The organism is Neptuniibacter sp. CAU 1671, from assembly GCF_029222905.1.
Lineage (GTDB): Bacteria > Pseudomonadota > Gammaproteobacteria > Pseudomonadales > Balneatricaceae > Neptuniibacter.
Map to the genome: position 1 here is coordinate 263,727 of NZ_JARHUE010000002.1, position 20,786 is coordinate 284,512.

General features: G+C 53.3%; 24 protein-coding genes. 19 read left to right on the top strand and 5 right to left on the bottom strand.

Features of this window, described 5'->3' with window-relative positions; genetic code table 11:
• Window positions 1-136 precede the first annotated feature (136 nt).
• The 3 genes from P2G53_RS05195 to djlA are packed head-to-tail and all read left to right on the top strand — an operon-like array spanning window position 137 to window position 2,689.
• Complete coding sequence (locus P2G53_RS05195; RefSeq protein ID WP_275814809.1) at window positions 137-1,189, top strand: phosphotransferase; 1,053 nt, start codon at window positions 137-139, stop codon at window positions 1,187-1,189.
• Window positions 1,186-1,878 carry an N-acetylmuramate alpha-1-phosphate uridylyltransferase MurU gene (murU, locus tag P2G53_RS05200; protein WP_275814812.1) on the top strand — a complete coding sequence of 231 codons (693 nt, stop codon included), beginning with the start codon at window positions 1,186-1,188 and terminating at the stop codon, window positions 1,876-1,878. Before P2G53_RS05195 ends, murU begins: the two co-directional genes overlap by 4 nt.
• Window positions 1,868-2,689: a co-chaperone DjlA gene (gene djlA / locus P2G53_RS05205; RefSeq protein ID WP_275814815.1), complete on the top strand. Its 822-nt coding sequence runs from the start codon at window positions 1,868-1,870 to the stop codon at window positions 2,687-2,689. Before murU ends, djlA begins: the two co-directional genes overlap by 11 nt.
• On the opposite strand, the gene P2G53_RS05210 is transcribed toward djlA, so the two are convergent.
• Window positions 2,670-3,722 (bottom strand): DUF3530 family protein, encoded by a 1,053-nt coding sequence (locus P2G53_RS05210; protein ID WP_275814819.1) that lies wholly within the window; start codon window positions 3,720-3,722, stop codon window positions 2,670-2,672. The two genes, djlA and P2G53_RS05210, sit on opposite strands and share 20 nt — an antisense overlap.
• A gap of 158 nt (window positions 3,723-3,880) precedes the next feature.
• Here P2G53_RS05210 and rpe point away from each other — a divergent pair, with 158 nt between their 5' ends.
• Both rpe and P2G53_RS05220 read left to right on the top strand, forming a co-directional pair.
• On the top strand, window positions 3,881-4,558 hold the full coding sequence (gene rpe, locus P2G53_RS05215; RefSeq protein WP_275814822.1) for a ribulose-phosphate 3-epimerase: 678 nt from the start codon (window positions 3,881-3,883) through the stop codon (window positions 4,556-4,558).
• The gene (locus tag P2G53_RS05220; RefSeq protein WP_275814825.1) at window positions 4,558-5,235 is read left to right on the top strand and encodes a phosphoglycolate phosphatase; all 678 of its coding nucleotides are present in this window, start codon (window positions 4,558-4,560) and stop codon (window positions 5,233-5,235) included. The genes rpe and P2G53_RS05220 overlap by 1 nt, the downstream gene beginning before the upstream one ends.
• Here the strand turns inward: P2G53_RS05220 and nhaR are convergent.
• Window positions 5,227-6,144: a transcriptional activator NhaR gene (nhaR, locus tag P2G53_RS05225; RefSeq protein ID WP_275814828.1), complete on the bottom strand. Its 918-nt coding sequence runs from the start codon at window positions 6,142-6,144 to the stop codon at window positions 5,227-5,229. The genes P2G53_RS05220 and nhaR overlap by 9 nt on opposite strands.
• 556 nt (window positions 6,145-6,700) lie before the next feature.
• Between nhaR and trpE the strand changes: the two genes are divergently transcribed.
• A complete protein-coding gene (gene trpE / locus P2G53_RS05230; RefSeq protein ID WP_275814831.1) occupies window positions 6,701-8,185 on the top strand; it encodes an anthranilate synthase component I in 1,485 nt (494 codons plus the stop codon).
• 5 nt (window positions 8,186-8,190) lie between these two features.
• On the opposite strand, the gene chrA is transcribed toward trpE, so the two are convergent.
• Window positions 8,191-9,387 carry a chromate efflux transporter gene (gene chrA / locus P2G53_RS05235; protein WP_275814834.1) on the bottom strand — a complete coding sequence of 399 codons (1,197 nt, stop codon included), beginning with the start codon at window positions 9,385-9,387 and terminating at the stop codon, window positions 8,191-8,193.
• 182 nt (window positions 9,388-9,569) lie between these two features.
• Between chrA and P2G53_RS05240 the strand changes: the two genes are divergently transcribed.
• The 10 genes from P2G53_RS05240 (at window position 9,570) to dnaB (ending at window position 16,619) form a co-directional block, all read left to right on the top strand.
• Complete coding sequence (locus tag P2G53_RS05240; RefSeq protein WP_275814837.1) at window positions 9,570-10,154, top strand: aminodeoxychorismate/anthranilate synthase component II; 585 nt, start codon at window positions 9,570-9,572, stop codon at window positions 10,152-10,154.
• A gap of 21 nt (window positions 10,155-10,175) precedes the next feature.
• Window positions 10,176-11,201 carry an anthranilate phosphoribosyltransferase gene (gene trpD, locus P2G53_RS05245; protein ID WP_275814840.1) on the top strand — a complete coding sequence of 342 codons (1,026 nt, stop codon included), beginning with the start codon at window positions 10,176-10,178 and terminating at the stop codon, window positions 11,199-11,201.
• An 11-nt stretch (window positions 11,202-11,212) separates the two neighbouring features.
• Window positions 11,213-12,040, top strand: a complete 828-nt coding sequence (gene trpC / locus P2G53_RS05250; RefSeq protein ID WP_275814843.1) for an indole-3-glycerol phosphate synthase TrpC — start codon at window positions 11,213-11,215, stop codon at window positions 12,038-12,040.
• Between the two features lie 5 nt (window positions 12,041-12,045).
• Complete coding sequence (locus P2G53_RS05255; protein ID WP_275815249.1) at window positions 12,046-12,453, top strand: OsmC family protein; 408 nt, start codon at window positions 12,046-12,048, stop codon at window positions 12,451-12,453.
• A 52-nt stretch (window positions 12,454-12,505) separates the two neighbouring features.
• On the top strand, window positions 12,506-12,949 hold the full coding sequence (locus tag P2G53_RS05260) for a DUF2799 domain-containing protein (RefSeq protein WP_275814846.1): 444 nt from the start codon (window positions 12,506-12,508) through the stop codon (window positions 12,947-12,949).
• A gap of 118 nt (window positions 12,950-13,067) precedes the next feature.
• Window positions 13,068-13,493 (top strand): 30S ribosomal protein S6, encoded by a 426-nt coding sequence (rpsF, locus tag P2G53_RS05265; RefSeq protein WP_275814849.1) that lies wholly within the window; start codon window positions 13,068-13,070, stop codon window positions 13,491-13,493.
• 24 nt (window positions 13,494-13,517) lie between these two features.
• Entirely contained in the window at window positions 13,518-13,745 is a 228-nt protein-coding gene (gene rpsR / locus P2G53_RS05270) for a 30S ribosomal protein S18 (protein WP_007020960.1), read from the top strand.
• Between the two features lie 16 nt (window positions 13,746-13,761).
• Window positions 13,762-14,613 (top strand): hypothetical protein, encoded by an 852-nt coding sequence (locus P2G53_RS05275; protein ID WP_275814857.1) that lies wholly within the window; start codon window positions 13,762-13,764, stop codon window positions 14,611-14,613.
• 40 nt (window positions 14,614-14,653) lie between these two features.
• Entirely contained in the window at window positions 14,654-15,103 is a 450-nt protein-coding gene (gene rplI / locus P2G53_RS05280) for a 50S ribosomal protein L9 (protein WP_275814860.1), read from the top strand.
• A 124-nt stretch (window positions 15,104-15,227) separates the two neighbouring features.
• Window positions 15,228-16,619, top strand: coding sequence for a replicative DNA helicase (gene dnaB, locus P2G53_RS05285; RefSeq protein ID WP_275814863.1), 1,392 nt, complete (start codon window positions 15,228-15,230; stop codon window positions 16,617-16,619).
• A 3-nt stretch (window positions 16,620-16,622) separates the two neighbouring features.
• Here dnaB and P2G53_RS05290 read toward each other — a convergent pair whose 3' ends face one another.
• Together P2G53_RS05290 and bioA are read right to left on the bottom strand one after the other, a co-directional pair.
• Window positions 16,623-17,054 (bottom strand): thioesterase family protein, encoded by a 432-nt coding sequence (locus P2G53_RS05290; protein WP_275814866.1) that lies wholly within the window; start codon window positions 17,052-17,054, stop codon window positions 16,623-16,625.
• Between the two features lie 8 nt (window positions 17,055-17,062).
• The gene (bioA, locus tag P2G53_RS05295) at window positions 17,063-18,358 is read right to left on the bottom strand and encodes an adenosylmethionine--8-amino-7-oxononanoate transaminase (RefSeq protein ID WP_275814869.1); all 1,296 of its coding nucleotides are present in this window, start codon (window positions 18,356-18,358) and stop codon (window positions 17,063-17,065) included.
• Window positions 18,359-18,724: 366 nt separating this feature from the next.
• On the opposite strand from bioA, the gene P2G53_RS05300 reads away from it, so the two are divergent.
• The 3 genes from P2G53_RS05300 (at window position 18,725) to P2G53_RS05310 (ending at window position 20,774) form a co-directional block, all read left to right on the top strand.
• Window positions 18,725-19,102 (top strand): hypothetical protein, encoded by a 378-nt coding sequence (locus tag P2G53_RS05300; protein WP_345799199.1) that lies wholly within the window; start codon window positions 18,725-18,727, stop codon window positions 19,100-19,102.
• 63 nt (window positions 19,103-19,165) lie between these two features.
• A complete protein-coding gene (locus tag P2G53_RS05305) occupies window positions 19,166-20,017 on the top strand; it encodes a DUF692 domain-containing protein (RefSeq protein WP_275814872.1) in 852 nt (283 codons plus the stop codon).
• Window positions 19,998-20,774, top strand: coding sequence for a putative DNA-binding domain-containing protein (locus tag P2G53_RS05310; protein ID WP_275814875.1), 777 nt, complete (start codon window positions 19,998-20,000; stop codon window positions 20,772-20,774). The genes P2G53_RS05305 and P2G53_RS05310 overlap by 20 nt, the downstream gene beginning before the upstream one ends.
• Window positions 20,775-20,786: the final 12 nt, after the last annotated feature.

Genomic DNA, 20,786 nt, shown 5'->3' on the forward strand with positions numbered 1-20,786 from the left:
ACAGTGCCACGGAGCAACAGCCTGTTTAATAACCACCAACAGAGCATCCATGGCGATAGCTCACCGTATTTCCAGAGCTTCCAAAGCGGAGAATGATAAAACATTCTTGAAAGCAAGTGCTAGAGGATATAGCTGAATGGATCAGCGTTTTGAACAACTTAAAGCCTGGTTGACAGAAGTGTTGCCGCAGCAGCCGGGTTTTTCTGCAGTCTCATGGGATGTTGTGCCGGTTTCCGGTGATGCGAGCTTTCGACGCTATTTTCGCGCCTTGTCGAATGGCTGCAGCTGGATTGCCGTGGATGCACCACCCGAAAAAGAGGACAGCAGACCGTTTGTGGCCGTGGCTCAGGCTCTGGCTCAACATGAGGTTGCTGTGCCCGAAATACACGCTACCGATCTGGATCAGGGTTTTATGTTGCTCAGTGATCTGGGCGATGATCTGTATCTGGGGCATTTAACGCAGCATTCGGTTGATGCGCTCTACCAGCAGGCATTGCAGAGTTTGTTGTTGATTCAGGCGTGTCCCGGTCTGCTGCAGGGGGAACTGCCACCCTATGACGCGGCACTGCTGAATCGGGAGATGGAACTGTTCAGAGAGTGGTTCTTGCCGGGGCTGTTGGGGCTGGAGCTTTCTGATACAGAAAATACGATGCTGGACGCACTGTTTGTAACGCTGACAGAGGCCGCTCTGCAGCAGCCACAGGTGTTTGTCCACCGGGATTATCACTCCCGAAATCTGATGTATCGTCCTGAACAGGCGCCGGGGGTGATTGACTTCCAGGATGCTGTGTTTGGTCCGGTTACCTATGATCTGGTGTCACTGTTGCGCGATTGTTATGTGGCCTGGCCGCATGAACAGGTTTATGGCTGGGTTGAGGATTTTCGGCAAAGGATTCTGGCGCATGGCCAGCCTGTTGCGGATGCATTTGAGTTCAGACGCTGGTTCGATCTGATGGGTGCTCAGCGTCACCTTAAGGTATTGGGTATCTTTGCCCGCCTGAAACTGCGCGATGGTAAATCCGGCTATCTGGCGGATATCCCACGCACGCTGTTTTATCTGTTGCATGAGTTATCAGTAGAACCGGCATTACAGGACGTGACAGCATGGCTGCATCAGGTAGTGATCCCCGCCATGCAGCGCAGCGGTATCTGGCCGGCCGAAGAGCTGGAACGGTGGCTGGTCGCATGAGAGCAATGATTTTAGCGGCCGGTTTGGGTACCCGCATGCGCCCCCTGACCTTGACGACACCCAAGCCGCTGTTACCGGTAAATGATCAGCCTCTGATCTATTACCATATTCAGCGCTTGCGTGATGCGGGGGTGACAGAGCTGGTGATTAATCACGCCTGGTTAGGTGAGCAGATTGAAACTGCTCTGGGCAATGGCGATGAACTGGGTGTTACGATCCGTTATTCAGCCGAAGCTGAACCTCTGGAAACAGCGGGTGGCATCAAAAAAGCGCTGCCGTTACTGGTGGAAGGCGATGAACCCTTCCTGGTCGTGAATGGCGATGTGTTCAGTAATTACCCTTTCAGTCAGCTGCTGGATTTTGATCTGTCTGATGATCTTGCGCATCTGATCTTGGTGGATAATCCGGAGCACAACACCAAGGGGGATTTCTGCCTGCAGGATAATCGTATTGTGGCCTCGGGTGAGTGTGCTCTGACCTTCAGTGGTATTAGTTGTCTCTCGCCGCGGTTGTTTGATGGCGTAGTGACGGGGCAACCGGCAGCGCTCGCGCCCCTGTTGCGTGATGCGATCAGCCAGGGTCGTGTCAGTGGTGAATATTTTTCAGGTTTCTGGGCGGATATCGGCACCCCTCAGCGACTGACCGAAATCGATCATGCCGTGCGGGAGGGAGCCATCAGTGGCCTTTGATCCTCAACAGGCGGGTGCTCAGGTAGCAACGGCCTATCAGCGTCATACGGGTGCCATTTTGATTGGTGCTTTGATTGGTTTGTTCAGTGGTGGTTTTGTAGGTCTGCTGCTGGGTGGTTTTGTGGGCTATATGATCAGCCGTGCCCTGAAAGGTGCCATCAGCAAAGTGAATCCGCAGATGCTGTTTTTTAAGGCAACTTTCAGTCTGATGGGGCGGATTGCAAAGTCGGATGGGCGTGTCACTGAAGATGAGATTCAGTTTGCCCGTGCGGTCATGGCTCAGATGCGGCTGGATGAGCTGCGGCGCAAAGAAGCCATTGAGCACTTTACCCGTGGCAAAGATGAGGACTTTGATCTGGAAGCTGAGTTGCGCCCGTTAGCAATTCTGCTGCGTCACCGCCCCAACGTAAAACTGATGTTTGTTGAGATTCAGCTGCAGGCAGCTATGGCCGACGGTGAAATCAGTGCGGCAGAACGTCAGGTGCTTGAGCGTATGTTTCGTGCCCTTGAGTTGGGGAATGTCAATGTTGAAGAGATTCTGGCCCGGGTGAAGGCACAGCGGGACTTCTACCGTCATGGTCAGTCCGGCGTAGATCCGCAGACGCTATTGAAAGATGCCTATGCTGTGCTGGGTGTAGCACCGGATGCGTCTGATGCAGAAGTGAAAAAAGCCTATCGTCGGCAGATGAGTCAGCATCATCCTGACAAGCTGGTATCACGTGGCCTGCCCGAAGAGATGCAGGAACTGGCCAAGGAAAAATCTCAGGAGATTCAGGCTGCCTACGAGCGTATTAAGAGTTCACGGCGGTAGCCCCAGGGGGCGTCTGTTTTTTCTTGGTGGGTGCTGTGGGTGCGGGTTTGGGGGCCTGAAGTTTTTCGGGTTGAACAATCCAGCGCTCTATTGCGCCGCGCAGGTGTTTCAGTAACCGTGGGTCACTGGCTTCAGTGCTGACAAAAGCAGGGAGTTCCCGTTGGTGGTAGTTGCTTAACCCCTCCCGTTTTGCCGTGACAGCGCGTTGTGCGGGTGTGGCAAGCGCGTAAGGTGCCAGTAATGTAGTCGGGTGAAACAGATCGATGACTGTGGTCTTTACCCTGGGCAGCTGTTGCAGCAGGCCTGGCAAGTCAGGCACTGAAGACTGCTCGACATCCAGCAAAATTAAACGCAGGTCAAACCCTTCCTGAAACTGGATCACGCCATCGACGGCGGTTTGTCCACTTTTGCCAATGCCTACCACCAGTATACGACTGTCATCCAGCGATTTAAGGTGATTCAGCGCGGCGGTCATTAAATCCCGCGTCTGCTTCAGGTAAGCCTCGGCTTGGTTCTCTTCAGTGGTGGTGCTTGGCTCGCTGGGTTCTGTTGCGACGGACTCAGTCGCGCCGCTGGCACTGGTTTCGGCGCCGGAACCGAGCGCCGTAAGCACGGGCAGCGTACGTTTGGGTAACTTCGCTGCGGGTGGGATTGGCAGATAGATGGCCAACGTATTCCAGCCCTGCTGTGCCAGGCCTTCCCGCAGGGTGCGGGTGTGCTCCGGCCAGTCCGGATGGGTGGACTGATCGGGCAGGATCAGCACAGAGCCCAGCGGTTTTTTCTGCTCAGCCCGGTGCAGAAAACCGATCAGCCCGCCACTGGGTGTGTCCAGCTGCAGCAGTTCGTTGCCGGGCAGTCGGGTTTCTAAGAGTAATTGCTTTAATGCAGCCTCTGGATCTGGTTGAGTTCGCTCAGGGATCTCGGCTGTCGACGCCGCAGCACCGCTGGCCGTCTCGGCGGCATGCATCGGGGTGCTTAAAACCAGCGTAATTAGCAGCGTGCAACAGGCCAGCAGATTTGAGCGCAAGGGCATAGGTTGTTTTCCGGTCCGAATAATTGTTTCAGATTATCCGCATCACAGGGTCAACAGCAACCGCCTTGGCTATATACCGGGGCTGTTGCTTTTATGGCAGATAGTTTTTCTGCGAGCTGTTAAAATGGCCGCCTGTTTAACCAGCGGATCGTAAGCGGATGTCTGATTTTCTTATAGCGCCTTCAATTCTCTCAGCTGATTTTGCCCGTCTGGGTGAAGAGGTGGACGCGGTGTTGGCCGCGGGTGCCGATATCGTGCACTTTGACGTAATGGATAATCACTATGTGCCTAACCTGACCATCGGACCGATGGTGTGTCAGGCCCTGCGCAAATACGGTGTTACCGCGCCAATTGATGTGCATCTGATGGTTAAGCCGGTGGACCGCATCATCGGTGATTTTATCGATGCAGGTGCCAGCTATATCACCTTCCATCCTGAAGCCAGCGAACATGTCGATCGTTCGTTGCAGATGATCCGTGATGGCGGCTGTAAATCAGGCCTGGTGTTTAATCCGGCAACGCCCCTGTCTCATCTGGAGTATGTGATGGACAAGGTGGATATGGTGCTGCTGATGTCCGTTAACCCCGGATTTGGTGGGCAGAAATTCATCCCGGGTACACTGGATAAGCTGCGTCAGGCGCGTGAGCTGATCAAACAGAGTGGCCGGGATATCCGTCTGGAAATTGATGGTGGTGTTGGCATTGCCAATATCCGCGCCATCGCTGAAGCCGGTGCGGATACCTTCGTCGCAGGATCAGCCATCTTCAATACTGATAATTACGCAGAAACCATTCGTCAGATGCGTGCTGAACTGGCCGCTGCCGATATTCGCTGATGCGCCGTTTATTTTCAGGCGATTTGCCGCAACTGGTCATGTTTGATCTGGATGGCACACTGGTGGACAGCGTGCCGGATCTTGCAGTTGCTGTTGATCTGATGTTGCAGGCGCTGGAGCGTCCCGCCGCTGGTGAAGATCAGGTGCGTGCTTGGGTCGGTAATGGTGCCAGTGTGCTGGTGCAGCGCGCCCTGAGTGGAAGTCTTAAGGTGTCACCGGATCTGGATCCTGATCTGACCCATCAGGCGCAGGCGCTGTTCATGCATTTTTATGGTGAAGCCACCGCTGAACGCAGTGTGCTGTATCCTGGCGTGCGTCATTGCCTTGACCAACTGCAGCAGCAGGATGTGACCATGGCGCTGGTGACAAACAAACCGCTCCGTTTTACTGAAACCATGCTGGAACAGCTGCAACTGGCGAATTATTTCAACGTGGTGCTGGGCGGTGACAGTGTTGCCACTAAAAAGCCCGATCCCGAAATGCTGTTGACCTGCCAGGCGCGCGCGGGGGGTTCGGCCCAGTACAGCCTGATGGTGGGTGATTCTAAAAATGATGTGCTCGCGGCGCGTTCCGCCGGTTCGCCGGTGGCATGTGTCAGCTATGGTTATAACCACGGTGAGCCGATCGCTCAGTCCGCGCCGGATCTGCTGGTGGACTCGCTGGCTGAATTAGTCTGAGTGCGAGCTCTCGTTATCCTGTCGCAACATGCTGCGTGCCATATTGGTAATCGCTACGACGGCAGGGTGGGTTAATCGTCGTTCCAAGGATACGGCATAGAACCGCTCCCTTATCTCATCAATCGTGCCGACGGGCTGCACCTGATACAGCTCTGATATTTCTGCACTGATTGCACTTGGGCCACAGAAAAGCCCCCGCCCGGCCTGACCAAACGTGGCCAGCAACGCATTATCCACACATTCTGCGATCACCCGGGGGCGTCGGCCATGCTGCTGGAACCAGCGCCATAAATTGCTGCCCAGCATAGTGTCGCTGGTGGGCATCAGCATCGGTGCGCCTTCCAGTGAGGCGGGAAACGCGGGCTGGTAGCGGTTGGCCAGCGCCTGTTTGGCGAACAGGCAGACAGTGGATTCCCCCAGCAGGTGATTGTAGGCCCGCACATGAAAACTGGTATCGACCGGGCGATCGCTGAGTACCAGATCGACCCGCTGGGCGGTCAATTCTGCCAGCAGTGTTTCCATTGAGCCTTCCCGGCACTCCAGTCGAATCGGCTCAGCCAGATCAAAGATCGGCTCCAGCAGGCGATTCACAATCTGCTTCGGCATGGCATCGGTAATGCCAATGGCAAAGCGGTTCAGCGGGCTGTCACTGCGCAGTTGTTCCTGCATGGCATCGCCAATGGCAAAAATCTGTCTGGCATATTCACGCGTGCGACGTCCCGCCGGGGTGAGTTCCAGACCGCGACCATGTTTTTGCAGCAGGGTGCAGCCGAGTTGTTCTTCCAGTAAGCGAAGCTGGCCGGAGATAGTCTGCGGGGTGAGATTAAGTTTTTCACTCGCCTGACTGATGGATCCCTCTTCGGCGACCACCAGAAAATAACGTAAGTGTTTGTAGTTGAGGTGCGACATGGTTCGAAAAAACCGAATTATAATGGGTGTTTATTCGAGTTTTATTTATACGTCACCCGGCTATACTTTTCCAGACAGGCTTGCGCAACGGGTCGTTTGAAGTCACGTCTCACCCGACCCAAAGTCTGTGTTCACATGACAGGCGCTCAAATGAGTGAATTGCTCCCCCCGGCCCAGCCGGGGTCTTTTTTTCTGACTGATGACTTGGCTCACTGTTTTTGGCAGTTGCGGGTCTGTTTCTGCTGCATCTCGCCCTTTACCAAAGCAAGGCTGTTCCCTACACAGGCGGTTGATTAGAAGCGCCGCCTGCTATATGGTTTGGGCATTCTTACATTACGCAGAACGCCCATTACCATGAACCGTTCAACATTCAATCCTGTCTTTTCTCTCGCTGCCTCGCAGTGCGGATTGTCATGGCGATGGCGGACCTGTCACTAATCGGGCACGGATCTCGTGTCTCAGTCTCTGAATGGCGTTGTTTTATATCACTTTTTAGCTAAACGCCGGTTACTCCTTTCGCTAAGCCCTGTATCTGTTGGGCCGTAGAGAGAACAGCATGAACCAAGAACAATTTAATGCCCTGTCGGCAGAGCACTACAATCGAATTCCGGTAATCCGTGAGGTTCTGGCGGATCTGGATACGCCGCTTTCCACCTATATGAAGCTGGCCAATGCGCCCTACAGTTATCTGTTTGAGTCTGTAGAAGGCGGAGAAAAATGGGGCCGTTATTCCATCATAGGGCTGCCCTGTCGAACCGTGCTGCGGGCCTGTGGTGATCAGATTACGGTAACCACCGATGGCAACGTGGTTGAATCGCTACAGCATGAGGATCCGCTGGCGTTTGTCGAACAGTTTCAGCAGCGCTACCGGGTACCTGAGTTGCCAGGATTGCCGCTGTTTAATGGCGGTCTGGTTGGATATTTCGGTTATGACACCGTACGTTATGTCGAAAAACGTCTGCGGGACAGCTGTCCGGTGGATGTACTGAATACCCCGGATATCCTGCTGATGGTGTCGGATGAGCTGGTGGTGTTTGATAACCTCAAAGGCAAGCTGATTCTGATTGTGCATGCAGACCCGGCTGAAGCTGGTGCGTTTGATAAAGCACAGAGCCGTCTGAATGAGCTGGTGAATCAGTTGCGCTCAGCTATCCCGTTCGAGGAAACACCACAGAGTGCTATTCGCACCGTGGAAGAATCGGAGTTCAAATCCAGCTTTGGTGAACAGGCGTTTCAGGATGCGGTCAGCCGGATCAAGGATTATGTGCTGGATGGCGATATCATGCAGTGCGTTATCTCCCAGCGCATGTCGATTCCTTTCAGCAGTAAACCGCTCGATCTTTATCGTGCGCTGCGTTGTTTAAATCCCTCACCCTATATGTATGCCCTCAACCTTGAGGACTTTCATGTGGTGGGCTCTTCACCGGAGATTCTCGCCCGGGTAGAAAACGGCGTGGTCAGTGTGCGGCCCATTGCCGGTACCCGTAAACGCGGTGCCACACCGGAAGAGGACCTGGCCATGGAACAGGAGTTGCTGGCCGATCCGAAAGAGATTGCAGAACATCTGATGCTGATCGATCTGGGCCGAAATGATGTTGGGCGGGTGGCTGAAGTCGGTGGTGTGGAACTCACGGATAAGATGGTGATTGAGCGTTATTCACACGTGATGCATATCGTTTCTAACGTTAATGGTCGTCTTAAACCGGATGTGACTGCGATGGACGTACTGCGTGCAACGCTGCCAGCGGGCACGTTGAGTGGCGCACCCAAAGTGCGTGCCATGGAAATTATTGACGAGCTGGAACCGGTGAAACGCGGAGTGTATGGCGGCGCGGTAGGTTATCTCTCCTGGAACGGCAATATGGATACGGCGATTGCAATCCGCACGGCTGTTATCAAGGATGAGGTGCTGCATATTCAGGCGGGTGCCGGTATTGTCGCTGATTCAATCCCGCGCCTTGAGTGGAAAGAGACCATGAACAAGGGTCGGGCCATTTTCAGTGCCGTGGCTATGGTGGAACAGGGCCTGGACAACCTGTAACCAGATTACAGTAGCAGCCACCCCAGCATCGGGCAGAGCAGCACCACCCGCCAGGGGGGCTGTTTGCCCAATGTCAGAGCCAGAAACGCGACAACGGCCAGAACCAGTTCGGTAGGTCCGGTCACAGAATTTATCCAGACCGGCTGGTAAAGCGCTGCCAGCAAAAGACCGGTGACGGCAGCGTTGACGCCCAGAAGAGCCGCCGCGATGCGGGGGCGGGAACGCAGGCTGGCCCAATGGGGTAACACAGCCCATACCAGCAATAATCCGGGTAAAAATAGCATGCAGAGCGCCAGCAGGCTGCCGCCGATACCGCCCGGGCCTGACTCGATTATGGCACCGTAAAATGCGGCGACTGTGAACAGCGGGCCGGGCATTGCCTGAGCCAGCCCGTAACCGGTCAGAAAATCATCGTTGCTTAATAATCCGCTCTGCACCAGTGCACTGTCGAGCAGAGGCAGCACAACATGGCCTCCGCCAAACACCAGGGCGCCACTCTGAAAAAAACCATGGGCCAGTTGCCAGTTTGTGCCCGCTATGGCGGCTATCAGGGGTAACAGGCACAGCAGGGTTATAAACAACAGCAGGGCCAGGGTCGAGGTGAGCCGGTTGATCCTGACGGGTGGGCAGGGGGCGGAGTTTTGAGCTTGATTTAATAGGTAGGCGCCCAGCAGACCCGCGATGACAATCAGTGTCAGTTGTGTCCAGCTGGCAGGCAAGATCAGCATGCACAGCGTGGATAAAAATAGCAATGTCAGGCGGCGGTAGTCGCGCAAGAGTGGTTGACTCATGCCCCAGACAGCCTGCGCAATAACAGCAACGGCCACAATTTTCAGGCCGGCGATCAGGCCCTCAGGCAGAGCCGTTGCTAAGTGGATCAGGCCCATGCCTGCTGCGGTCATCAGAATAGCCGAAGGCAGTGTAAAACCAAGCCAGGCGGCCACTGCGCCAGCGGTTCCACCGCGTAGCTGGCCGAGAGCAAAACCGACCTGGCTGCTGGCCGGGCCGGGTAAAAACTGACAGAGTGCGACCAGTTCTGAGTAAGCCTGTTCTGAAAGCCAGCGCCGGTCGCGAACAAAGGCCTGATGAAAATAGGCCAGGTGAGCTATAGGACCGCCAAAAGAGGTGCAGCCCAGGCGCAGAAAGATCCAGAAAATCTGGCGCGCTTGGCTGAGATCAGTAGCAGCAACATGTTCTTTCATGGGTAGTCTGGTGTGTGGCACTTTGTAAAAAATTGGGTGTGATGGTTACAGTAGATTATGACGTTTTAATGTCGCTTCTCTGACCTCCCGCCGCTCAGGTTTTATGCTAACATTGCCCGCTTGAATCTGAACGATCAGGCATAATAACCGGTCACGGAACCATCTCGGGAGTATCTTTTTCCATGCTGTTGATGATCGACAACTATGACTCTTTCACCTACAACGTGGTGCAGTATCTGGGTGAGTTGGGTGCTGAGGTTCAGGTGTATCGCAATGATGAAATCACCCTTGACCAGATTGAAGCGCTGCAACCTGAACAGCTGGTTATTTCGCCAGGCCCTTGTACGCCCAATGAAGCGGGAGTTTCTGTGCCGGCGATTGAGCGTTTTGCCGGTAAGCTGCCTATTCTGGGTATCTGTTTGGGTCACCAGAGTATCGGTCAGGCGTTTGGTGGCAGAATTGTACGTGCCAAACAGGTCATGCACGGTAAAACCTCACCGGTTTATCACAAAAACCAGGGTGTGTTTGCCGGTTTAAATAACCCTGTTGAAGTCACCCGTTATCACTCCCTGGTGATCGAGCAGGCGTCACTGCCTGATTGTCTGGAAATCACTGCATGGACCCAGAATGCAGACGGATCTATTGATGAGATCATGGGTGTGCGCCATAAAACGCTGGATATTGAAGGTGTTCAGTTTCATCCGGAATCGATTCTGACTGAACAGGGCCATGAGTTGCTGGCGAACTTTCTCCGTCGCAGCCGTTAAACCGCCAGAAAGAGGAATAAAATGGATATCAAACAGGCACTGGCGACCCTTGTTGAACACAGGGACCTGAACAAAGCAGAGATGCAGCAGGTGATGCAGCAGATCATGACGGGTCAGGCGACGGATGCGCAGATTGGCGGATTGCTGATTGGTCTGCGTATGAAAGGCGAAACCGTAGCCGAGATCAGTGGCGCCGCTGCAGCGATGCGCTCACTGGCTGTGCCCGTGAATATTCAGGCTGAAAATGCGGTAGATATTGTTGGTACCGGTGGTGATGGTGCCAATCTGTTTAATGTATCCAGTGCCAGCGCCATGGTAGTGGCGGCGGCTGGTGGACATGTTGCTAAGCACGGTAACCGTTCAGTGTCCTCAAGCTCCGGCTCTGCCGATCTGCTGGAAGCGGCCGGGATCAAGCTGGATCTCACTCCCGAGCAGATCGGCCGTTGTATTGATGAGGTGGGTGTCGGCTTTATGTTCGCACCACAGCACCACAGCGCGATGAAACATGCGATCGGTCCGCGTAAAGAGATGGCGCTGCGGACCCTGTTTAACGTATTGGGTCCGCTGACCAACCCGGCGGGTGCTAAACACTATCTGCTCGGCGTCTTCGACCGCAAGCTCTGCCGTTTGCTGGCGGAAGCGCTGCTGGAGCTGGGTGCAAAACATGCCCTGGTGGTGCATGCGGATGAAGGTCTGGATGAAATCAGTCTGGCAGGCACTACGTATATTGCAGAACTGCGTGATGGTGAAGTAACGGAATACAGTTTCCTGCCGAATGATGCCGGGCTTGAACTCGAGTCGTTGGATGGTCTGCAGGTGAATTCCTCGGATGAAAGTCTGGCCCTGATCCGTGCAGCCTTTGCCGGTGAAAATCTGAAAGCCGCCAATATGATTGCCCTGAATGCCGGTGCTGCTCTGTATGCAGCGGATCTGGCTGATTCCATCGCTGCCGGTGTGGCCAAGGCACGCGAGGTGATTCAATCCGGTGCCGCGGCAGCAAAAATGGCAGAGCTGGCTCAGTTCAGCCAGTCTCTTGTTACTGAATAAAGAAGTGATTCATGTCTGATACTCCGACCATTCTGAAAAAAATCCTCGCCCGCAAGGCGGAAGAGGTCGCTGAACGCCAGCAGAACTGCTCAATTGCGGACCTGAAACAGCGGATTGCTGACCAGCAGGGCAGTGCTTTTGACCCGCGCGGATTTGTCGATAGCATGGCACATGCGCTGGCGGCGGGTTTCCCAGCGGTTATTGCTGAAGCCAAAAAACACAGTCCCTCTAAAGGACTGCTGCGCGATCCGTTTGATCCGGCAGAAATCGCCCGTTCCTATCAGGCTGGCGGAGCTTCCTGTTTGTCCGTTCTGACCGATAAAGATTTTTTTCACGGCAGTGAAACCTACCTGCAGCAGGCGCGTGCAGCCTGTCAGTTGCCGGTGATTCGTAAGGATTTTATCGTTGATCCTTATCAGGTGTACGAAGCCCGTGCTATTGGTGCTGACTGTATTCTGCTGATTGTTTCTGCATTGTCTGACCCACAGCTTAAAGAACTCAACGACCTGGCGGTCAGCCTCGGTATGGATGTGCTGGTAGAGGTGCATGGTGCGGATGAATTGCAACGTGCCCTGACGCTTAATACACGTCTTATTGGTATCAATAACCGCAATCTCAATACCTTTGAAGTCAGCCTTGATAATACCTATCAATTGCTGGCGCAGATCCCGAGCGACCGTATCGTCGTGACTGAAAGCGGTATCCATAACCCTGAAGATGTGCAGGCGATGCGTGCTCATGGTGTGCACAGCTTCCTGGTGGGTGAGGCCTTTATGCGTGCCCCGGATCCGGGCGCCAAACTGAAGCAACTGTTTTCTCTGGAGAAAGTAGCCGGATGAGCAATATGAATGCACAGGTTAAATGGGACGGTGACGTCCGTTTTGAAGGCACCTCCGGTTCCGGTTTCAAGGTCATGATAGATGGCGAACTGAAACAGGGCCCGCGTCCCATGGAACTGATACTCCTGGGTCTGGGTGGCTGCACCAGTTACGACGTGGTGGGTATCCTGAAAAAAACCCGTCAGGATGTAGTGGATTGTGTCGCTGAAATTGAAGCAGAACGTGCCGATGCGGTCCCGGCTGTGTTCACCAAAATCCATGTGAAATTTATAGTCTCTGGTCGTGATCTGAATGAGAAAAAAGTCGCCAGAGCGGTTCAGTTGTCAGCTGAACAATACTGCTCAGCCTCGCTGATGCTGGAAAAAGGCGGCGTAGAGATTACCCACAGCTTTGAAATTATCGAAGTTGCCTGAAGGCACTGACCTATACTGAAACCGTAACGTTTCATACGTACGGAGAAGGTCAATGTCACGTTCGACAGCCCTCATTCTGGGGGCTTTTATTCTGAGCGGTTGCGCCAGTCTCAATCAGCAGCAATGTGAGCTGAGTGACTGGCAAAAACTTGGCGAACAGGATGGTAAGCGCGGTTATCCCGCAACCCGGCTTGAAACATACCAGTCTGACTGCGCTGAGTTTTTCATAGAACCTGATGCTAACGCCTATCTTGCGGGACGCCAGCAGGGGCTGGCCGACTTCTGCACCGAGTCTTCCGGTTTTGAAGCGGGCTGGGCGGATCTCCCCTATCAGAATGTTTGTCAGGGCGAAGCCGAAGCGGCCTTCTTGCGTGGTTACCTCAGAGGGCGTGATGCGGCCCTTTTTTATTGCTGGACGGGTGCGTTCAGCAGCTTTAGCCTCAGGCACCGGTTTTTTTATTCATACCCCTTCAGATCCCGCCTGTTTTGCGATTAATGCCGGGTTGAATAACCCGAACAACAAGCGTAGAATCACGCGTCCTTTGGAGAACATCCAATCTCCTTGCTTCCGGTTATCTGATAATCCGGGGGCTATTAACCCGAAAGGAGCTACTATGCGTCATTATGAAATTCTTTTCCTGGTTCACCCGAACCAGAGTGAGCAGGTTCCTGCGATGGTTGAGCGTTACACCGCCCTGATTGAAGGTGCTAACGGTAAAATCCATCGTCTGGAAGACTGGGGCCGTCGTCAGCTGGCGTACCCAATCAACAACGCTCACAAAGCACACTACATCCTGATGAACGTTGAAACTGATCAGGAAACTCTGGACGAACTGGAAAACCTGTTCCGCTACAACGATGCCGTTCTGCGTAACATGACTATCCGTCGTAAAGCTGCTGTTACTGAAGTGTCTCCAATCAAAGCCGCAGAAGCCCGCGAAGAGCGTAAACCTCGTCGTGAAGAACGCACTGCTGAAGTTGCTGAAGATCAAGTGGACGCCGATTCTGATGACGACGCCTCTGGCGACGACGCAGAATAAGACCGAATCTGAGGAGATATAAAAATGGCTCGTTTTTTCCGTCGTCGTAAGTTCTGCCGTTTTACGGCTGAAGGTGTTCAAGAGATCGATTACAAAGATCTGGATACCCTGAAAGGCTACATCACTGAAACTGGCAAAATCGTACCTAGCCGTATCACTGGTACTAAAGCCCGTTACCAGCGTCAGCTGGCTACTGCCATCAAACGTGCGCGTTTTGTGGCCCTGCTGCCGTACACTGATAGCCATCAGTAAGAGGTATTAAAGTCGCATGCGAGCCTTGGCTGAACTGGTCATGCGAGGCCGTAAACATGCGGCGCTTGTGGCGGTTATTGCCGCCTTGCTGCCACTGCTTTACTGGATCAGTGCAGCAGCCGTTGCTCTGGTGACTCTGCGAAGAGGCGCGGGTGACGGTGCCGGATTGCTGGTGTGGGCATTACTGCCTGCCGGCGTCTGGGCTTACAGCGGAGACCCGACACCGCTGGTGGTGATTACAGGTACCTATGTGCTTGCAATCATCCTCCGCGAGACGGTGTCCTGGCCTCGGGTACTGATGTTGGCGCTGCCACTTGGTGCATTGATGGCCCTGTTGCTGGAAACGGTACTGAGTGGAGTGATCGGCCAAATGGTCGAGATGACCCGGCAATTGCTGGCACAGTCATCCACCGGTGCTGAGGCTGAAACGCTACTGACCGAAGATGCGCTGCATGCGATTCTGGTTGGTGGTCTGAGTGCGGTCCATACCGCCATGGTGTTGCTCAGTTTAATACTGGCGCGGGCCTGGCAGGCTGGATTGTATAACCCGGGTGGGTTTGCGCAGGAGTTTTATGGTTTGAAACTGCCGCCAGCCTACACCGCGCTGCTGCTGGCAGGGTTGGTACTGGGTGCTCAGTTGGGCCTCGAAATCTGGCGCTGGTTACCGTTGTTGCTGTTGCCCTGGATAATCTGTGGCATTGCATTGATCCACGGTAGTGTCGCTAAACGCGATTTAGGTCGGTCCTGGCTGGTGGGTTTTTACCTCGCAGTCGCATTTTTCGGACCGTATATGATTTTGCTGCTGGTTGTAGCGGCTGTGCTCGACAGTTTTGTTGATATTCGCAGTCGCCTGCCAGTCAAGAACTAGGACTGCAACCGTTGTTGCAGAACAAATAGAGGTTAACGAGATGGAAGTTATTCTGCTCGAGAAAATCGGTAAGCTGGGTAGCCTCGGTGACAAGGTAACCGTAAAAAGCGGTTTCGGTCGTAACTACCTGCTGCCTCAGGGTAAAGCTGTTCCTGCTACAGCTGACAACGTAGCTAAGTTTGAAGAGCGTCGCGCTGAACTGGAAGCCGCTGCTGCTGAAAAACTGGCTAACGCAAAAGCACGTGCTGAAGCGCTGGAAGGCAAAGAAGTAACCATCACTGCCAAGTGCGGTGAAGAAGGTAAACTGTTCGGTTCTGTTGGTACTGCTGACATTGCTGAAGCGATTACCGCTGCTGGTCAGGACGTTTGCAAAAGCGAAGTTCGCCTGCCAGAAGGTACTCTGCGTAACATCGGTCAGTTCGATGTAGATCTGCAGCTGCACCCAGAAGTGACTACCACTGTTAAACTGGCGATTGTTGGCGAAGCCTAAGCAATCAGTTTAGTTAGACAGTACACTAAAGCACTGCGTAGAATACTGCGCAGTGCTTTTTTTATGCCTGTCAGGTTTGAAAGCGGCAGGTATGTAGTTGCAGTAGTCAGTCAGGTAGACCCGCATGGAATACACGAAAATAACAGAAGCCGATCTGGCCAATATTAAAGCCCCGCCGCACTCTCTGGAGGCAGAGCAGTCGGTATTGGGTGGCTTGATGCTGGACAACAATGCCTGGGATACCGTGTCTGAAGTGGTGATGGAAGAGCACTTCTATCGGCAGGAACACCGGCATATATTTCGCACCCTGCAAAAGCTGGTAAACGCCAGCAAACCGCTGGATGTGGTGACGCTTTCTGAAGAGCTGGACCGCACCGGTGCACTGGAGAGTGCCGGTGGTCTGGATTATCTGATTGATCTTGCCAAGAACACCCCGAGTGCTTCGAATATCCGTGCTTATTCAGAGATCGTGCGTGATCGTGCCCTGCTGCGGCAGATGATCAATGTGGCGCATGAGATCTCCGAAAATGCTTTTAATCCTGAAGGCCGGGCATCAGAAGAGATTCTGAACGATGCGGAGCAGAAAATTTTCCGGATCGCCGAAAACCGCCCGAATCAGGGTGGCCCCGTCGGGGTGAACACCCTGCTTAAAAAAGCCGTCGATAAGATCGATCAGCTGTTTAACAGTGATGGCGATCTCACCGGTGTGACCACTGGTTTTGATGATCTGGATAAACGCACAGCCGGTTTGCAGCCTTCGGATCTGATCATCGTGGCGGCGCGTCCGTCCATGGGTAAAACTACCTTTGCCATGAACCTGGTTGAAAACGCCCTGATGGCGTCAGACCGACCGATTCTGGTATTTAGTCTTGAGATGCCGGCAGAACAGCTGATTACACGTATGCTCTCCTCTCTGGGGCGTATCGATCAGACCCGGGTGCGTACCGGGGCACTTGAAGAAGAAGACTGGCCGCGGCTGACTACAGCCGTCAATATGCTGCGCGATAAGCCTCTGTTTATTGATGATCAGGCGGGTATCAGCCCGAATGAGATGCGGGCGCGGGCACGACGTATTGTGCGTGAACATGGTGATATCGCCATGATCATGGTGGATTACCTGCAATTGATGCAGCTGAAAACCGGTGGCGTTGAAAGCCGTACCGCGGAAATTTCTGAAATCTCCCGCTCTCTGAAAGCGCTGGCAAAAGAGATGCAATGTCCGGTGGTGGCGCTGTCGCAGCTAAACCGATCACTGGAGCAACGTCCCAATAAACGTCCGGTAAACTCGGATCTGCGTGAATCCGGTGCGATCGAGCAGGATGCTGACGTCATCATGTTCATCTACCGGGATGAGGTCTATAACGAGGATTCCGAGCAGAAAGGCATTGCCGAGATTATCATCGGTAAACAGCGTAATGGTCCGATCGGGACGACCAAACTGGCGTTTATCGGCAAACACACCCGGTTTGAAAATCTGGCACCGGATGTCTATGCCCAGTATGCGGATATGGAGTAGGCCTCAGGCCTGCTTTTCCAGCCGTGCTTTAAAGGCTTCCGGCACCGGTCTCACCTTGCGCGTCGAATAATCAAAAAACACAATGCCGGTTTTGGCCTGAGCCACCTCCACGGCGGTCGCTTTGTTACTCAGCAGATAGTAGAAATCACAACCGTACTTGTTGAAATCCTGCACGCCCACATCAATCTGAATCTGGTCGCCGTGGAAACCTTCAGAGCGGTAGACAATGGCTGAGTCACTCATGATCAGGCTACTGCCCTCAATGTCCATTTCGGTGTACTGGTACTGCGCCAGAAAACGAATTCTGGCCTCATGAATCATGGACAGAATCGCATCATTGCTGAGGTGTCCGCCATAGTTGATGTCGCTGATCCTAACCGCCAGGGTGGTACTGAAGGTGAAATGTTTGGGCATTTCAAGCTTAATACGGGCCATTATTTACCTCATTTGTGCAGGTAGTTTTGCAGGACGTGTACCATCGCACTTGTCAGTTTCGCCAGAGTTTCGTCCGGCATAACATAGGGTGGCATCACATAAACCAGTTTGCCAAATGGCCGCACCCAGATGCCGGCATTGACCAGCATGGGCTGCAGCACTCTATTGTCTGCCGGTTCCTCAAGTTCAACCACACCGATGGCGCCCAGTACTCTCACTTCTTTGACTCCTTTCAGCTCGCGTGCCGGTGCCAGACCCTGTCGCAGACCTGATTCAATGCGTGTGACCTGAGACTGCCAGTCCTGTTCATCAAGTAACTTCAGGCTCGCACCGGCAACAGCGCAGGCCAGAGGGTTGCCCATAAACGTCGGGCCATGCATGAAACAGCCCGCACCACCGGCTGAGATTGTTTCTGCGATTGCAGTGGTGGTCAGTGTTGCGGCAAGGGTCATGTAACCCCCGGTGAGAGCTTTGCCAACACAGAGAATGTCCGGGCAGATCCCGGCATGTTCACAGGCAAAAAGTTTACCGCTGCGACCAAAGCCGGTGGCGATCTCATCGGCGATCAACAACACATTGTATTCGCGACAGAGCGCATGGGCTGCTTTCAGGTATTCGGGTGAATAAAAGCGCATGCCGCCGGCACCCTGTACGACCGGTTCCAGAATCAGTGCAGCAATCTCGGAATGGTGTTGTTCCAGCAACGTTTGCAGAGGAGCGATATCGGATTGATCCCAGGGTTGATCAAAGCCGATTTGTGGCGCTGGCGCAAAATAGTGTTGTGGTAATACACCGCTGAAAATCTGATGCATACCTGTCACCGGATCACACACGGCCATGGCGCCAAAGGTATCGCCATGGTAGCCGTTTCGCAGTGTCAGAAATTTATGTTTTTGCGGCAGATCGCGGGCGTGCCAGTACTGAATTGCCATTTTCAGAGCAACTTCCACTGCGACGGAGCCTGAATCGGCTAAAAATACTTTGTCCAGTGGCGCTGGTGTCATTGTCACCAGGCGTTGGCACAGTTCAATCGCAGGCGGATGGGTTAAGCCCCCAAACATCACATGGGACATCCGGTCGATCTGTTCATGGGCGGCCTGATTCAGCACAGGGTGATTATAACCGTGGATTACCGACCACCATGAAGCCATGCCGTCAATCAGTTGTGAACCATCATCCAGCGTCAGATGCACGCCCGAAGCTGCCACAACCGGATAGGTGGCGGGCGGATTGATCATCGATGAATAGGGATGCCAGATATGCTGTTGGTCAAATGCGAGTTGTACAGAAGAAAGCTGGGACATGATGGAACCTGACTGTGTGAGCGATAAAGCAGCAGAAACGATGCCCATTAGAGCCTGACAGGCGCTGATCTGCAAGCGTGCAACCGGTGATTGGTTTGTCAGTGAGTTTCTTAAAGGTTTTGTAAAGGTTGATTCTGTGTTGGAACAATTACTTAAGCACATGCTCTATTATCAGGAATGACACGTACAACGCCCTGAAGCTAAAAAACCTGTAAGGACGCTGGTCAACCGGTCAACGATGACTCCTGGACCAGTTTTGCTCAGACAGCCCATCACTCAGGTTGTCCTGCCAGACACTTCGGCAGGTGTGGATGGAACCGGCGAAGTTGACGTGGCAGGTTTAGATGCTTTAACACAACATATTCATTGAAAGAAGGAACTAAAAAAATGGCTAAAATGACTCATGTAAAACCTGTAGTTGCTGCAATCGGTGCTGCCTTTATTGCGGGTATGGCGATGACCCCTGTTGCGAATGCGGCTGAAAATCCGTTTGCGACTTCCGAGCTTTCTTCTGGTTACCAGCAGTTGGCTGAAGCCAAGTGCGGCGAAAGCAAAAAAGCTGAAGGTTCTTGCGGCGAGAAAAAAGCTGAAGGCTCTTGTGGTGAGAAAAAAGCTGAAGGCTCTTGCGGTGAGAAAAAAGCAGAAGCTTCTTGTGGCGAGAAAAAAGCTGAAGCTAAATGTGGCGAAAGCAAAAAAGCCGAAGAAGGCAAATGCGGTGAAGCTAAGTGCGGTGAAAAGAAATAATTTCACGCAATGTCTAAGCCCTGCATTGCAGGGCTTTTTTCTTCAAAACCCGAGGTGGCAGGGATGAAACAGAATAATTATCCAGTGAGTGGCGCAGGGCTAGGTTTCAGGCGTTGCATGCTGGACGAGTTAATCAACCTGGAAAACCCACCGTTTGGATTTCTGGAAGTTGCCCCGGAAAACTGGATGACGCTGGGTGGGCGCATGGGCAGGGTGTTTCAGGAATACACACAGCGATTCCCCTTTATGGCCCATGGTTTGTCTCTTTCAATCGCAGGTCCGACGCCGCTGGATATGGACTTTCTGAGAGGTCTGAAAACCTTTTTTGCGGAACATAATATCCGTGGCTATTCAGAACACCTGAGTTACTGCTCGGATGATGGTCATCTGTATGACCTGATGCCGATTCCGTTCACGGAAGAAGCGGTACATTACGTGGCCAAACGAATTCGCACGGTGCAGGAAGTGCTGGAGCGTCCACTGGCAATGGAAAATGTCTCCTATTATGCCGCGCCCGGTGCCGAGATGACCGAGCAGGAGTTTTTACTGGCGGTGCTTGAAGAGGCGGATTGTCAGCTATTGCTCGACATCAATAATATCTATGTGAATAGCGTGAATCACCGCTATGACGCTGAAGCGTTTTTACGTGCCATGCCTCCGGAGCGGGTGATGTATCTGCATATTGCCGGGCATTTTAATGAAGCTGAAGATCTGATTGTCGATACCCATGGTTCGAATGTAGTTGACCCGGTATGGCAGTTGCTTGACGTGGCCTACGAGCACCTTGGTGTGGTGCCAACCCTGCTGGAGCGTGATTTTAATATACCGCCTCTGCCTGAACTCATGCAGGAAGTGGATACCATCGTTCAATATCAAACCAAATGGCAGAACCGTCATGCAAAAACCGTCGCCTGATCTGCCCCGTTTTCAACAGCTGCAATATGCCTTTGCCGGTCACATCCGAGACCCGGAAGTGGCAGCCATTCCCGACGCGATAGAACCGCGGCGGATGAAAATTTATTCGGAATTGTTCTTCAATAACGTGGAAGGCATGCTGGCAAATAACTTTCCGGTTTTGCGCAGTTTGTTATCTGAACCGGACTGGCTGGCGTTGATTCGCGCATTTTTTGTTAACCATCATTGCAAGACACCTTATTTTCTTGAGCTTGGGCAGGAGCTAATGGCGTTTATGGAGGCGCACCCTGCGCTGCATCCTGAGGGCATGCCGTTCCTGCTGGAGCTGATGCACTATGAGTGGGTTGAATTGGCGCTGGATATCTCACAGGAAACCCTGCCGCTGAATGATGTGGATGCCAATGGTGATCTGTTGTCTGCCCATCCGGTGCAATCGCCACTGGCCTGGCTGTTGTCTTATCAGTATCCGGTGCATCAGATCAGCCGTGATTTTCAGCCACAGGAACCCACTGCGACTCCGAGTTTTCTGCTGGTGTACCGAAACCGTGAAGATCGGGTCAAATTCATGGAGGTGAATCCGGTTACCGGGCGGTTGTTATATCTGCTGTCTGAAGATGAACAGCTAAGTGGCCTGGCCGCGCTCGAACAGATTGCTGCCGAGATGCAGCACCCTTCGCCTGAAGTGGTGATACAGGGCGGCCTGCAGACACTGGAACAGTTGCGTTCAGCAGGCATCGTATTGGGTACTCGCATTTGAGACCAGATTCAG